General features: G+C 70.4%; 13 protein-coding genes. 9 read left to right on the top strand and 4 right to left on the bottom strand.

The genetic code is table 11. The features are described from left to right. Positions 1-3: 3 nt before the first annotated feature. The 6 genes from E3O18_RS02610 (at position 4) to E3O18_RS02585 (ending at position 6,551) form a co-directional block, all read left to right on the top strand. Positions 4-1,539 carry a DUF58 domain-containing protein gene (locus E3O18_RS02610; protein ID WP_166784869.1) on the top strand — a complete coding sequence of 512 codons (1,536 nt, stop codon included), beginning with the start codon at positions 4-6 and terminating at the stop codon, positions 1,537-1,539. Further along, positions 1,526-3,967, top strand: coding sequence for a DUF3488 and transglutaminase-like domain-containing protein (locus E3O18_RS02605; protein ID WP_134417386.1), 2,442 nt, complete (start codon positions 1,526-1,528; stop codon positions 3,965-3,967). Before E3O18_RS02610 ends, E3O18_RS02605 begins: the two co-directional genes overlap by 14 nt. A gap of 47 nt (positions 3,968-4,014) precedes the next feature. Next, positions 4,015-4,551 carry a DUF177 domain-containing protein gene (locus E3O18_RS02600; RefSeq protein ID WP_241976554.1) on the top strand — a complete coding sequence of 179 codons (537 nt, stop codon included), beginning with the start codon at positions 4,015-4,017 and terminating at the stop codon, positions 4,549-4,551. Positions 4,552-4,553: 2 nt separating this feature from the next. Further along, positions 4,554-4,757, top strand: coding sequence for a 50S ribosomal protein L32 (rpmF, locus tag E3O18_RS02595; protein WP_066596228.1), 204 nt, complete (start codon positions 4,554-4,556; stop codon positions 4,755-4,757). Positions 4,758-4,916: 159 nt separating this feature from the next. Further along, positions 4,917-5,576, top strand: a complete 660-nt coding sequence (gene rnc, locus E3O18_RS02590; RefSeq protein WP_241973560.1) for a ribonuclease III — start codon at positions 4,917-4,919, stop codon at positions 5,574-5,576. A 33-nt stretch (positions 5,577-5,609) separates the two neighbouring features. Then, positions 5,610-6,551, top strand: a complete 942-nt coding sequence (locus E3O18_RS02585) for an Fpg/Nei family DNA glycosylase (protein WP_134394158.1) — start codon at positions 5,610-5,612, stop codon at positions 6,549-6,551. 382 nt (positions 6,552-6,933) lie between these two features. On the opposite strand, the gene E3O18_RS02580 is transcribed toward E3O18_RS02585, so the two are convergent. After that, a complete protein-coding gene (locus E3O18_RS02580; RefSeq protein ID WP_134417384.1) occupies positions 6,934-8,016 on the bottom strand; it encodes a GNAT family N-acetyltransferase in 1,083 nt (360 codons plus the stop codon). Positions 8,017-8,291: 275 nt separating this feature from the next. On the opposite strand from E3O18_RS02580, the gene smc reads away from it, so the two are divergent. Beyond that, positions 8,292-11,927 (top strand): chromosome segregation protein SMC, encoded by a 3,636-nt coding sequence (gene smc / locus E3O18_RS02575; RefSeq protein ID WP_134417382.1) that lies wholly within the window; start codon positions 8,292-8,294, stop codon positions 11,925-11,927. A gap of 37 nt (positions 11,928-11,964) precedes the next feature. Here the strand turns inward: smc and E3O18_RS02570 are convergent, their stop codons facing one another. Then, positions 11,965-12,345, bottom strand: coding sequence for a four-helix bundle copper-binding protein (locus E3O18_RS02570; protein ID WP_134396320.1), 381 nt, complete (start codon positions 12,343-12,345; stop codon positions 11,965-11,967). Between the two features lie 103 nt (positions 12,346-12,448). After that, entirely contained in the window at positions 12,449-12,679 is a 231-nt protein-coding gene (locus E3O18_RS02565) for a hypothetical protein (protein WP_134417380.1), read from the bottom strand. A 147-nt stretch (positions 12,680-12,826) separates the two neighbouring features. On the opposite strand from E3O18_RS02565, the gene ftsY reads away from it, so the two are divergent. Together ftsY and E3O18_RS02555 are read left to right on the top strand one after the other, a co-directional pair. Beyond that, positions 12,827-13,702 carry a signal recognition particle-docking protein FtsY gene (gene ftsY, locus E3O18_RS02560; RefSeq protein ID WP_134396317.1) on the top strand — a complete coding sequence of 292 codons (876 nt, stop codon included), beginning with the start codon at positions 12,827-12,829 and terminating at the stop codon, positions 13,700-13,702. A 7-nt stretch (positions 13,703-13,709) separates the two neighbouring features. Then, positions 13,710-14,213 carry a DUF2004 domain-containing protein gene (locus E3O18_RS02555; RefSeq protein WP_166784589.1) on the top strand — a complete coding sequence of 168 codons (504 nt, stop codon included), beginning with the start codon at positions 13,710-13,712 and terminating at the stop codon, positions 14,211-14,213. Positions 14,214-14,243: 30 nt separating this feature from the next. Here E3O18_RS02555 and E3O18_RS02550 read toward each other — a convergent pair whose 3' ends face one another. Beyond that, complete coding sequence (locus E3O18_RS02550) at positions 14,244-14,555, bottom strand: antibiotic biosynthesis monooxygenase family protein (RefSeq protein WP_134396314.1); 312 nt, start codon at positions 14,553-14,555, stop codon at positions 14,244-14,246. Between the last annotated feature and the right edge of the window lie 7 nt (positions 14,556-14,562).

Below are 14,562 nucleotides of genomic sequence, written 5' to 3'. Positions count from 1 at the left end.
GGGATGTTCCTCGCCGTGGGAGCCGGCCTTCTGCTGCTCGCCCTGCTGACGAACCAGCGCGACCTTCTGTTCATCGCCGGTGTCCTCCTGGCCATCCCCGTCGCCGCCCTCGGGTACGTCTCGATCCATCCGGTGCGCCTGCGCGTCACCCGGATGCTGCGCCCACCGGTCGTGCCGGCCGGCGGCGAGGTCGTCGTGGGGCTCGGGGTGCGGAACCTTTCCTCCCGGCCCCTGGCGGGCCTGCATCTGCGGGACACCGTGCGGGGGCGGGACGCCGGCGACGTCGGACTGACCGTGCCGGCCGGAACGCCGCTACCGGCCCTCGACCGCTATGAGGGCGGCCTGGACACCGGTGCAGACAGTGTGAGGTTCGAGTACCGGTTCAGCTTGCCCCGGCGGGGTCTCTACGCAACGGGCCCGGTGCTGATCGGGCGTTCGGATCCTTTCGGCCTTGCCTCGGGCGAGTGGGCCGTGGGGGAGCCGCACGACCTGGCGGTGACGCCCCGGGTGACCGCCCTGGCCGGTCGGGGCCTCACCGGCACCCTGAACGACGGCGACGTGCCGGAGCGGCTCCGGCACCTGAACCACAACGCAGACCCCTTGATCGCGCGCGAGTACCGGCCGGGCGACCCGCTGCGCCGCGTGAACTGGCCGGCCACGGCCCGCCTGGGCGCGATCATGGTGCGGCAGGAGGAGGAGCAGAGCAACCCCGGAGCCCGACTCGTGCTTGACACCGCGCTGCGGGGCCGCCGCGGCCGCCCGACCGTCGTCGGTGCCGACAGCGGCACCGATCTCGGCGGGCAGCGCCTCGAGCAGGCGTTCGAGGTGGCCGTCGAGCTCGCGGCATCCGTGGGGGTGCACCTGCTGGCGGCCGGCTACCGGCTCGACCTGGTTGCGCTGGGACCGAGCCTGTCCGGACCGAGCCTGTCCGACCCGAGCCTGTCCGACCCCAGCCTGTCCGACCCCAGCCTGTCCGACCCCAGCTCGGGCTCGTCCGGCAGGCTGGCGAGCCCGGGTCAGGCGAACGCTACCCCGGGGCGACCCGGTGGCCGCGGCGGCCTGCGCGGCGACCCTCCCACCGTCTTCCTGCCGCCGGGCGGAATCGCGCTGCTGCTCGAAGGGCTGGCCGGGGTCGAGCCGGCGGACCCGCCCGACCCGGCGGAGCCCGCCGAGGACGCAGCAGAACAGACGTACACGTTCGGCGGCCCCGCAGCGAAGCCCGGACCCCTGGCCGTCCAACCTGGTACGCCCGAGTCCGGGACCGCCGCGAAACTCAGCACGCTCGTGGTGCCCGGCGGGCTGCTGCCGACCTTCGCGGTGCTCGTCGCCGTCGACGACCGGGATCTGACCGAGCTCGCCGACCTCGTGTCCCAGAGCCGCCCCGCGGTGGCGTTCGTGCTGCCCACGGTTCGAACGGATGCCGTGTGCCGGCTGCGCGAGGCCGGCTGGCGCTGCATCCCCGTGCACCAGGCCCGGGACATCCCCCGTGCCTGGGAGGACTTGATCGGCGCGAGGAGGCCCCTGAATGACGCCGTCTGACCGGGTCGCTCCCGACCAGGCTGCTCCCGACCAGGGCACTCGCACCACCCGGCACGATCCCTCCGCCCGGGCGGACCGACTCAAGCGGGCGCAGTGGCCCCTCGCGTTCGCACTCCTATTGCTGTTGGTCGTGGCCGACGCCGGCCTCGGGCCGCTGCTCGAGGACACGGGCTGGTGGTGGCTGATGACGTTCACGGCCGCCGGCGTCCTGCTCGGTTCTGCCGCACTCCGCCGCGCCGGGCTGCCCGTCTTCCTCGGGCCGCTCGCCGGATTCGGGGTTCTTGTGGCCGTCCTGACGCTGCTCTTCGGCGCCGGAAGCGGCTGGCTCTGGCTGATCCCGACCGGGGAGACGATCGACCGGTTCCGCGATTTGGCGCTTTCCGGGGCGGTCTCCATCGAGCAGCAATCGACGCCGGCCGAGGCGACCGCCGGCATCCTGTTCCTGCTCAGCGCCGGCGCCGGCGTGATCGCGATCCTGATCGACACGCTCGCGGTCCTCCTGCGGGTGCCCGCGCTCGCCGGACTGCCCGTTCTGGTGCCGCTGCTCGTGCCGGGGCTTGCCCTCGGCTACGAGGCCAACCTCGAGGCCCTCGTACTCACGGCCGCCGCCTACCTCCTGCTCCTCCACGTCGAGATCCGGATGCGCCGGGCCGGCAGCCTGCCCGGCCCGTCGGCCGTAGCGGGGCCCGGCACGGTCGCGCCCGGGCGGCGCCACGTGCCCGACTCCTTCGGGGGAGCGGTCGTCGTGGGCAGCCTCGCGATCGTGGCGGCAATCGTGGTCAGCGTCGCGACGCCCGTTTTGCCTGGGGGCAGCCTCAGCGGTGTGCGCCCGGGCAGCAGCCTGCTGTTCTCCAACGGTGTCAGCCCCATGATCAACCTCGGTCAGGACCTGCGTCGGCCGGACGCCGAACCGGTGCTGCACTTCCGCACCACGGCGACTCGGCCGCCCTACCTTCGGTTGCTGACACTCGATGAACTCTCGGGCCGCAACTGGACCGCCGGGGAGGCGCCCGGGAGTCGCGCGAACGCCGTCGACGACATCGACCTGCCGCCGGGGTTCTCACCCGATATCAAGACGAGCGAGACGATCACGACCATCGGCATCGACAACCTGGCCGCCCGGTGGCTGCCGACCCCTGCGCCGCCCCGCTCGGTGACCGGCCTGCTCGGCGCCTGGTACTGGAACGAGGCGACCGGGTCCATCACGAGCCCCGGCGACACGACCCGCGGCCAGGAATACACCGTCACCGCGCTCACGCTGGAGCCGACGGCGGAGCAGTTGCGGGAAGCCGAGGGTGCCTATCCGGCGGAGATCCGGCGCAGCCTGAGGCTGCCGGCCGAGACTCCGGCCCTGATCGGCGACACCGCGCGTGAGGTCACCGCCGGCACCACGAGCGCGTACGAGGCCGCGCGGGCACTGCAGGACTACCTGCGCGGCAGCGACTTCGCTTACGACACCGAGGCTCCCGTCGAGGCCGGCTATGACGGTGGCGGCATTGACGTCGTCAGCACCTTCCTCGAGGTGAAGACGGGGTACTGCGTGCACTTCTCCTCGGCGATGGCGGCGATGGCCCGATCGATCGGCATCCCGTCCCGGATCGCGATCGGCTACCAACCCGGGTCGCTGTCCGCGTCGGGTTCCGTCGCCGGGGTCGGCCAATACAGCGTCGACACCCACGACCTGCACGCGTGGACGGAGGTCTACTTCGAGGGCGTCGGCTGGGTGCCCTTCGAGCCCACGCCCGGCCGCGGCGCCGTGCCTGCCTACACGCAAGACGATGCCGTCACCGTGCCGCTGACTGATTCCGGCCAGGCCGGTCCGTCGGACGCGCCGCGCCCCGAGGACCTCGGCGGCCAGAACGCCGCTGACGCCCAGGCCGACGCTTCTTCGCCCGCAGACTCGCGCGGCGGCATCATCCGTCTCGGCCTGCTCGTCCTCGGGACGCTCGCGCTGCTCCTGCTGCCGGCCCTCCTCCGGGTGATTCGGCGGATGCTGCGGCGCCGGGGCCTCCTGTCGGGGCAGAGCGGGGCCGTGGAGGCGTGGCGTGAGGTCAGCGACACGGCGGTGGACCATGGCGTCTTCGTGCGGGAGACCGAGACGCCGCGCGAGCTCGCCGCCCGGCTACGGGTTTTCATCGGCTCGGTAGGCGGCGCCGAGAGCGTCACGGAGGGCGCCGGTCCGGGCGGGGGAGCCCCGGCCGAGGCCCTCGACCGGCTCCTCGTGGGAGCGGAGCGCAGCCACTACGGGCGACCGGGTGACGACGCGCAGTCCGCGCGGGCGGCGGAACGCGTGGCCGACCTCGACGTGGTGCTCCGCGGCATCCATTCGGTGTCGGGCCGGCGCCTGCGGGTGCGGGCGACGCTGCTGCCGGCATCGCTCTGGCGCCCCGCCGATCGACGAATCGGACGCCCAGCCGTGAACGCGTAGAATATTTTCTCGTGAGTAGATTCAAGAAGACCCCGTACAAGGTCGATGTGCGCGACCTGATCAACCGCCCGGGCACCATGCACGAACGGCACCTCGAAATCGTCGTGCCGGGAGACCTCGGCGAGAGCCTGGTCGCCGTGAAGGCCGGCTCCACCGTGATCGCGAACCTGCGCCTCGAAACCCTGCACGAGGGCATCCTCGTGTCGGCCCAGGTGTCCGGAATAGCCGCCGGAGAGTGCGGCAGATGCCTCATCGACGTCGAATTGCCGGTCCAGGTCGAGTTTCACGAGCTTTTCGCGTACTCTCTACACGAAGCTTATGAAAGTGAAGTTCAAGATGACCACGTGGATCTTGAACCTCTGATCAGGGATGCGGTGGTGTTGTCACTGCCGTTCCAGCCGGTTTGCCGGCCGGATTGCCCAGGTCTCGACCCCGAGACCGGTGAACGGCTTGCCGAGGCCCCTGAGTTCCTACCCGAAGAAAAGCGCGATCCCCGGTGGGCCGCGCTCATGGAATTCCAAGCTTCCGAAAGCAGCGGCACGGATGAAGACATCCAGGCTGAAACGGATAGAGAAGAGAAGTAGTCATGGCAGTCCCGAAGCGCAAGCAATCACGCTCCAACACCCGTTCACGTCGTTCCTGCTGGAAGGCCGAGGCTCCCACCCTGGTCAAGACCATGGAAAACGGCAAAGTTGTCTACAGCCTGCCGCACCGCGCCAAGGTCGTCACCGACGCCGCCGGCACGGCGCTGTTCATGGAATACAAGGGCCGCAAGGTCGCCGACGTTTAGTCTCGTTGTGCTCGAACGTCTGATGCCGCGCCGACGGATGCTGGGAGCCCCGATTCAGGGACCTGGTCCGTCGAGTCGCGGCATCAGTGTTTGTCGGCATCTGCCTCGCGGGCACTCCCTGAGTCAGCACTCGTGAGCGTCGAACCCGAGGTCTCGTCTTTGCTGACGACGCTCGGCGTGCAGATCGACCCGGCCTTGCTTGAGCTCTCTCTCACCCACCGCTCGTACGCGTACGAGCACGGCGGCATACCCAACAATGAGCGCCTCGAATTTCTCGGTGACTCGATCCTGGGGCAGGCCGTGACGGTCATGCTCTATCGGGAGTACCCGCAGCTCGACGAGGGTGACCTTGCCAAGCGCCGGGCCAGTCTGGTGTCGAGCGTTGCCCTGGCGGGCATCGCGCGCGGCATCGGCTTGGGTGAGTACGTTCGCCTCGGCCGCGGCGAGATCCTCACCAACGGGCGCGACAAGTCGTCGATCCTCGCCGACACCGTCGAGGCGCTCATCGGAGCGGTCTACCTCGACTCCGGCGGAGAGACGGCGACGGCGCTCGTCCTGCGCCTGATCGAGCCGCTCCTCCGTGACCCAGGGCACTTCGGAGTGTCCATGGACCCCAAGACGAGCCTGCAGGAAGCCGCGGCTCGCCTGGGAACCGGGGTTCCCGTGTATTCCATCGCGGAAAGCGGACCCGATCACTCCAAGATCTTCATCGCCACCGTCACGGTGGGTGACGTCAGTGCGGTCGGCGAGGGCACGAGCAAGAAGCACGCCGAGATGGCCGCCGCGCTCGACGCCTGGACGCGCCTCAGCACTCCCTGAGCTGCTGTCAGGCCGTGTCGCTGAAAGGCTCGCATGCCCGAACTTCCTGAAGTGGAGGTCGTTCGCGCCGGCCTGGCGCCGGCCGTAACCGGCGCCGTGATCGCCGGCGTCGAGGTCTTCGAGCCACGATCCCTGCGTCGCCATGACTCCGCGAGCGGGCAGTTCGCCGACCTGTTGCAGAGCCGGGTTGCGCTCGCCGCCGTCCGCCGGGGTAAGTTCCTCTGGCTGCCGCTGGATTCCGGGCGCGCCCTGGTCGTGCACCTCGGAATGAGTGGTCAGGTGCTGCTGCGCAGCCCTGGATCGGACACGGACCGGCACCTGCGCATCCGTTTGCAGATCGAGCACCCGGAACACGGCGAGCTGTGGGTCAACTTCGTCGACCAGCGCATCTTCGGCGGTATGGCCGTGGACTCGATGCAGCCCACCCGCGACGGGCTGACGGCCGGGTACTCCGGGCTCGCAGGCGGCGCGACCGGGGCGGACGGGCTGGCCGGGTCAGGCCTGGACTGGTCGGGGCTGATCCCGTCGCAGGTGGCGCACATCGCGCGCGACCCGCTGGATCCGGGCTTCTCGGCGCCGCTCCTCCTGGCTGCCCTGGCCCGCAAGAAGACCGGGATCAAGCGCGCCCTGCTCGACCAGACTCTGATCAGCGGCATTGGGAACATCTACGCCGACGAGGCCCTCTTCGAGGCCCGGGTGCACTACGAGCAGCCGGCAGACTCCCTGTCGCCCGCGCACGGGCGGGCGCTGCTCGGCGCGGTCCGCAGCATCCTGAACCGGGCCCTGGCCGAGGGCGGCACCAGTTTCGATGCGCAATACGTGAACGTGAATGGTCAGTCCGGGTATTTTTCGCACAGCCTCAACGCCTACGGCCGGCAGGGTCTGCCGTGCCCCCGCTGCGGCACACTGCTCGTGCGGCAGCAGTTCATGAACCGCAGTTCACACCTCTGCCCGCGCTGCCAACGGCTGCGCTGAGGATCGCCGACCGCGGGAAAACTGTCTATTGAACACGAATACGAAACTTCGCCCGAGGAGCTGATGCCGCCGAGGTTGCGGAGTTCGTTGCGAGGGTGCCCTGGCAGGCGGCGATCGCCCGCGCGGTCACCGCCGACAAGCTCACCGAAGCCCTGACCCTGCTTCTCGTCGAGGCGTCGACGGTGAACACTAGCCAGGTCGTCAGACTCGCGCGGCGCATGCGCGACCGCCTCGACGAGGCCGGCAAAAGCCGCGTGGGCCACACGCATGCAGGACGACCCCCGCACCACGGACCAGATCGCCGCCGATGCCCGCGTGCACACTCGGGGCTCGGGGATTCAGGGCTCGGCAGGCTCGAGGGCCGGAGGGCCGCAGGGCCGGGTCAGAGGGCGTCGCGGCGCCAGGCTCCCTCGTAACCGAGCGGCACGAAACCGATGACCTCGTTGACCGTGAGCATGTGCCGGTTCTCCTCAGCGTTATAGGTCAACACCGACGGATGCCCGGGGCGCTCCGCCGCGAGCAGCTCGAGGTTTGCCACCTTCAGCAGCATCCCCAACCGGCGGCCGCGGTGCTCGCGCAGCACCAGCGTGTCCTCCTGACTGACCGCGCGGCGGGACTCCACCGGCACCTCCAGCTCGGTGAATCCCACGAGGTGGCCGCTCGGGCCATGCAGCACCGCCGAGGTCAGCGCCGTGCGCCTGCCGGCGGCAGCCTTCTGCTCCTTCTGCATGACACGCTCGGGCGTCCAGAGCTGCTCCGGTTCGGCCAGGCCGGCGCTCGGGGCATCCGTACTCATGCGCGTGTAGAGCACCGCCAGATCGGGCACCCAGTCCGGCGGGGTGCGATCGACCCACTGCAGCACTGAATAGTCCGGACCCGCATATCCGGCGGCGGCGTCGCGCAGGCGGCGGAGCTGCGTGGGATCCACCGGCAGGGTAAGCCGGCTGGCGCGCGCGACCTGCTCGAGGAGGTAGCCGCGGCCCTGAAGGAACCGAACCTCGGGGTTGCCGAGCGGAACCGAACCGAACCCGGTGGGGGAGTGGAGGCGCTCACCCGGCGCTGTCGGTGATGGAGCGTAGACGATCTGCACGCTGCGGCCCGCGGAGTGCGCGATCGCCTCGAGCCGGGCAGTGAGGGCTGAGCCGATGCCTCGCCGTCGGTACTCGGGAAGCACTTCCACGGCCAACCACGCGTGCTCGGCGGAATCCTCCGAAAGAGTCTCGTAGTGACCGCGCCCGACAATGCGTCCCTTGGACCGGGCCACGAAGAGGCGCTTGGGCTCCCACGCCTGCTTGAGCCAGCCCGGCAGGAGCTCCTTGGCGGTCAGCTCCAGGTCGGTGGTGCCGTACGCCTCGGCCTCGACCGTGTTGCGCACCCCGTTCGCCGCCTCGAAATCGGCCCAGCCGGGAGCGTGCGGCGCGGCGGGAATGGCGAGTTCGTCGATCTCGAAGCTGAAGGTCCCCATGATCGGCCAGCGTAGCGCTGCCCCGCCGCCCGGGCTCGGCCCCAGCCCCGAACCAATTCGACGGATGAAGCAGGAGAGCCGAGATTTTGCTCAAACCCGGCCCGAGACATCCGTCTCCGCTTCACATCGGCAAAATCCCCGTCGAATTCGTCGGGGACCGCACCTACCGCCGGGGACCGCGCCTACCGGGCGGTGGCGGCTGTATCCGGTACCGTTGCTGGGGGCGGCGCGCCGGGCGGCCGCGACCCGAGTCAGCGACGAAAGGGGGCGAAACCGTGTATCTGAAGAGCCTCACCCTCAAAGGCTTCAAATCCTTCGCCCACCCCACCACGTTCGCCTTCGAACCCGGCGTCACCTGTGTGGTCGGGCCCAACGGCTCGGGCAAGTCCAACGTCGTCGACGCACTCGCCTGGGTGATGGGCGAGCAGGGCGCGAAGACCCTTCGCGGCGGCAAGATGGAAGACGTCATTTTCGCCGGCACGTCCACCAAGGGCCCGCTCGGGCGGGCTGCCGTGACGCTGACCATCGACAACACGGATGGCGCGCTGCCGATCGACTACACCGAGGTCACCATCTCCCGCACCCTCTTTCGCAACGGCGCGAGTGAGTATGCGATCAACGGGCGCACCTGCCGCCTGCTCGACGTGCAGGAGCTGCTCAGCGACTCCGGCCTCGGCCGGGAGATGCACGTGATCGTGGGGCAGGGGCAGCTCGACGCCGTGCTGCGTGCCAGCCCCGAGGAGCGCCGCGGCTTCATCGAGGAGGCCGCCGGCATTCTCAAGCACCGTCGGCGCAAGGAGAAGACCCTCCGCAAGCTCGACGGCATGCAGGCCAACCTAACCCGGCTCAGCGACCTGGCCGGGGAGATCCGTCGGCAGCTCAAACCGCTCGGACGCCAGGCCGACATCGCCCGCGAGGCGCAGACCATCGCCGCCGTCGCCCGCGACGCCCGGGCCCGGCTCCTCGCCGACGACGTGGTCACGCTGCGTATCGCGCTCGACGCGCACGGCCGCACCGAGAGCGAGCGGCACGCCGAACGGCTCGTGCTGACCGAACAGCTCGAGACCCGGCAGCGGCGCCTGCGCCGACTCGAGCACGAGCAGATCGGCGACGCCGTCGACCAGGCCCGGCGCACGAACTTCGGCCTGGAATCCGTGCAGGAGCGCCTGCGCGGCCTCTACACCCTCGCCAACCAGCGGCTGGCCCTGCTCGGCTCGCAGGCCGAGTCCGTGGACGCCGGCCCCAGGGTGACCACGGCGATGCTGACGGATGCCGCCGCCGAGATCGACGCGCTGCGCAGCCGCATCGACGTGGCCGACTCCACCGGGGCTGCCGCCCGCGCGGCCACCGAGAAGGCCCGGGGCCGGCTCGACGCCCTCGACGAACAGATCGCCGCCCAGGCCGTGCTGGTCTCCCGGCACGACCTTCACCTCTCCCAGCTGACCGGGCAGGCCGAGACCGCCGCGGGCCGCCTGGCCTCCGTGCGCGGCGAGGTGCTGCGGCAGCAGAACGCCCTCAATGCCGCCCGTGGCCGGGTCGACACGGCGGAGGCACACCTCGCCGGACTCGCCGCTGACGCGGCGGCGCTCGACGCGGCCGCCGTCGACGCCGGCGAGAGCCACCCGGCCGAGGCCGCCGCCGCGGCCCGGTCCGCCGTCGCCCAGGCAGAGGTCGAGGTCGAACGCCTGCGCGACGAACTGCACCTCAGCGAACGCGAACGGGACGCCCTCGCCGCCCGCGCGGGGGCACTGAGCCTCGCCCTGGACCAGAAGGACGGCTCGGCGGCGCTGCTCGCTGCGGCGCCGGCGGGCATCCGTGGTCTGGTGGCCGAACACGTGCGCGTGCGGCCCGGCTACGAGGCCGCCATCGCCGCCGCCCTCGGCTCCCTCGCCGACGCCGTGCTCGCCGACACCCGGAGCGCGGCCGTCGACGCCATCGTGCGCGCCCGCGCCGACGATCTCGGCCGGGTCGAGCTGATCGTGGCCGGCACGATCGACGCCGACGCGCCCGGTACCGGCACGACGGATGCCCTCGCACCCGGCACCCTGCCCGACCTCGCCGTGCAGCCCGGGCTGCTCTGGGCCGAATCGGTGATCGACGCTCCACCCGGGGTGCTCGGCCTGCTCCGGCGTACGGCGATCGCCGACGACCTCGATGCCGCCCGAGCCGCCGTGGACCGATTCGGATCCCGATCCGAGGAAGTGGAGACCGTCGGCGTGGAGACCGCCGCGTGCGCAGCCCTCCCGATCACCGTCATCACCCGGGCCGGAGACGTACTCAGCGACACCGTGCTGTGCGGTGGTTCCGGGGCCCGGCGCAGCCGCCTCGAGCTCATCGCCGACCGCGGTGCGGCCGCCGACTCGCTCGCAGCGGTGCGCACCCGGCTCGAGCAGGTCGTTGCCGACCTCGCCGAGGCCCGCGTCATGCTGTCCACCCGCAAGACCCAGGCCCAGGCGGCCGCCGCCCGGGTGCGGGCGTGCGAGTCCCGCACGACCGTGCAGGCCGAGAAGACCAACCGGGCCACTGTGCAGCTCGAGGCGGCCACCGCCGAACTGAGTCGGCTCTCCGCCGCCCTCCTGCTGCAGGCCGAAACCGTCGCCGCCCGCGAGGCCGAAAGCGAGACGGCCCACACCGCGCGGGACGAACAGCGCGCCCGGCCGCGCCCGGTGCCGGATACCGGGCCTCGCGACGCGCTCGTCGCCGCCCTCGAGGTCGCGCGCGAAGCCGAGGTCGAGGCCCGGCTCCAGGTTGAGACCGCCCGTGAACGCGTGCGCGCCGGGCAGGCGCGGGCCGACGCGCTCGCGAAACAGCAGACTGCCGCGCGGGCGGCGGCCGAGGAGGCAGCCCGGCGTGCGGTCATCCGTCGCCGTCAGGTGGATGCCGCCAGCCGGGTGGCCGAGGCGCTCCCGCTGGTGCTTGCCTCGGTCGACGCCTCCGTCAGCGAGGCCAGGCAGCGCCTGGCCACCGCCGAGGCGGAGCGCAGCAGCCAGAACGAGGAAATCGCGGCGCTGCGCCGGGAGGACAGCACCCTGCGCGCCCGGTTGCAGGCTGTCACCGAGACCGTGCACGGCCTGGAACTGGCCATCTACGAGAAGAAGCTGCACCTGTCCGGGCTGCTCGAGCGCGCCGTCAGCGACCTCGGTCTGACCGAAGACGTGCTCGTGGCCGAGTACGGGCCCGACCAGCCGATCCCGGGCGCCGTCCAGAACAGCGCAGACCCGACCGCCGAACCCGTCCGCTTCGACCGGGACGAGCAACAGCGCCGCCTCACCGTCGCCGAACGCCGCTACGCCCAGCTCGGCCGAGTGAACCCGCTGGCCCTCGAGGAGTTTGCCGCGCTCGAGCAGCGGCACCGCTTCCTCACTGAGCAGCTCACCGACCTCACCAACACGCGCCGCGACCTGCTCACCATCATCGAGGAGATCGACGAGAAGATGGGTGCCATCTTCGGCAGCGCCTTCGACGACACCCAGGCGGCGTTCGCCGAGGTGTTCCCGGTGCTGTTCCCGGGCGGGAGCGGCAGCATCCGTCTCACCGATCCCGACAGCCTGCTCACGACCGGCATCGAGGTTTCGGTCAAGCCCGCCGGCAAGAAGATCGAGCGGCTCTCACTGCTGTCAGGCGGGGAGCGCTCGCTCGCCGCCGTGGCCCTGCTGATCGCCATCTTCAAGGCCCGCCCGAGTCCGTTCTACATTATGGACGAGGTCGAGGCTGCCCTCGACGACGCCAACCTCGGCCGGCTGCTGACTATCTTCGAGGACCTGCGCACCACCAGCCAGCTCATCGTGATCACCCACCAGAAACGCACGATGGAGATCGCGGATGCCCTTTACGGCGTCTCGATGCGCCTCGATGGGGTCTCGGCCGTGGTCGGGCAGCGCATCGCGAAGGACGACGAGCAGGCATCCTGACACGTCGCCGCTGATCGCCGCTGACGAGTGAAGAGTGCTAGCGCAGCGCGGCCAGGAGTCGCGCGCAGGCCTCGTCGACCCGGCGGCAGGCCATGCTGCAGGTGTGCCAGCCCGGATGCAGCCGGGCCATGTTCTCGCAGGCCGCGATCGATGCCCGGGCGGCCTCGCGGCAGGTTTCCAGCAGCGCGATGGTCGTCAGAGCGTCCTTCCGCGCATGCCAGGACAGCAGCCGGCTCGTCGACGAGCACACCTCGATGCAGTCCAGGTCGGCGAGGAAGCAGCGGGTGATGTCGCCGTTGCCCTCGATGCGGAGGCAGGCGTCCGCGCAGTCCTCGCTCACCGTCACGAGCGCGTCGCACGCCGCGATGCACCGGTTGATCCCGGTGCGCACACTGTCGGGCCCTGTGCTGACTGCCATGCCGACACCCTAGACCGGGTCCGGGCGGCTGTCGGGGGCTTGCGCATTCCTGCTCGGTTACGGGTGGTCGTTCCAGGACCGAAAGTCCCTCAGAACAGCACCCTCACACCGGGCTGAGCGTCTCCGGCGTGTCCGGTCGCTGCACATCGACGAAGCCGAGGGCAACGGTCGGCTCCGGCCGCGCGGACGCCAGCGCACGCATCAGGGCGGCGACCGCCGCCGGGCCGTGCGGGAAGGAGGTGCCCTGGACGATGCCGACACCAGCGGGTGAGGTCTGGGCCGCCACCCAGCATTCTGCCGGGTCGAGTCGCTCGTGTGACGGCACGAGTCGCACGAACGAGCCTTATCGGGGCGGTGCCGCACCCGGTCCGCATTATCGGTTCGGGGGCCCTTCGCTCGGTACGCGCCGGCTGCGCCGCTTCGCGCGAAGCACACCTGGGGCGCAGCGGCGCAGGTACCGCGCGAGCCATAGGCTGTAGTCATGGCAGAACGCACCCCCTGGTCTCTCTCCGGCGCACTGCGCGGCATGTTCGCGAAGAAGCTCATCGACGCCGAGACGTGGGAAGACCTCGAAGACGCGCTCATCCAGGCCGACTTCGGTCCCAGCATCACCGAGGCGATCGTGGCCGACCTGCGGGCCAAGGTCGCCAGGTACAACACGACCGACCCGGCCGACCTGCAACGGATGCTGCGCGAAGGCCTCGAGGAACGGCTCTCCAAGCTCGACTCCACCCTCAACCTCAGCGCGCGGCCTGCCGTCGTGCTCGTCGTCGGCGTCAACGGCGTCGGCAAGACCACCACGATCGGCAAATTCGCGAAGTTCCTGCGCACCTACAACCGCAGCGTGCTGATCGGGGCGGCCGACACGTTCCGCGCGGCCGCTGTGGAACAGCTGGCCACCTGGGCCGAACGTGCCGGCGCCGACATCGTGCGGCCGCAGGCCCACGGCCAGGACCCGGCATCCGTCGCCTTCCAGACCGTCGAGCGGGCCATGCAAGACGGCACGGAGATCGTGATCATCGACACCGCCGGGCGGCTGCAGACCAAGGGCGGCCTGATGGACGAACTCACCAAGATCCGCAAGGTGATCGAGAAGCAGACCCCGATCGCCGAGGTGCTCCTCGTGCTCGACGCGACGACCGGCCAGAACGGCCTGGCCCAGGCCGAGGCCTTTATCCAGCATGCCGGCGTGACCGGGCTCGTTCTCACCAAACTGGACGGATCCGCCAAGGGCGGCTTCGTGCTCGCCGTGCAGGAGAAGACCGGCATCCCCATCAAGCTCGTGGGCCAGGGCGAGGGCATCAATGACCTCACCGGTTTCACGCCGCACGTTTTCGCACAAAAACTCGTCGGATAGGACAGTCATGACCATCGAACACGATTTCTTCGGAATTCTCGGCAGTGACGACGCTGCAGAGGTCTACTGGTCGGATTCGGCCGAGCTGGGCGACCAGGACGTGCAGATCGACCTCAGCTCCCCTGACGAGGAGTCCGTCTCGGCCGAAGCGCTCGACATTGCGGCGGCCATGGTCAACGACATCGAGGAACTCGATTCGCAGGCCCGCGAATCGCTCGTGGCCGACCTCAGCAAGGAGGGCTCGGTGACGGGCGCCTACATCACGACCGAACTCGACGAAATGGATCCCGAGGTTCTCGACGACGCCCTGATCTGGGATTCGGGCGACAAGCAGATCGATTTTCTGCGCTCCATCCAGCTGCAGCGGATCGGCTTCCACCCGCATCATTTCCGCAGCGAGGAGCACTTCGCGGTGCTCGAGTACTCGATCAGCCCCGATGACACCGACGCCCTGCTCGTGGTCACGATCGACGTGCACGGCGACCCCGTGCTGATCGCCGTCGAGCAGTAGCGCCGCTGTCCGGTCGGACGTCGGCGCTCCCTACTGGATGGTGCCCTTGGCCGGGTCGCCGAACGGCACGTTCTGCAGCACCGTGACGTCCGTGGCGGCGGCCAGTGCGTCATCCGTGAGCGCACCAAGCTCGGTGATTCCCGCGCCGGTCGCGTGCACCGCGAGGTCGGCGGCGCTGGCCCAGCGCTCGACCATGACCACCAGGTCACCGTCGGTGTGCGCGGCATACAGTTCGCAGCCGGGCTCGGCGTGCACCGTGGGGGAGACCACGGCGAACGCGTCCAAAATCTCCTGGCTGCGACCGGGCTTCGGGGTGAGTACGGCGACGACGACAACGGACATGCTGACT

The sequence above is a fragment of the Cryobacterium sp. TMT2-42-4 genome, assembly GCF_004402645.1.
GTDB lineage: Bacteria > Actinomycetota > Actinomycetes > Actinomycetales > Microbacteriaceae > Cryobacterium > Cryobacterium sandaracinum.
The sequence above is the reverse complement of the archived record's forward strand: the minus strand, read 5'-3'. Positions and strand labels throughout refer to the sequence as shown.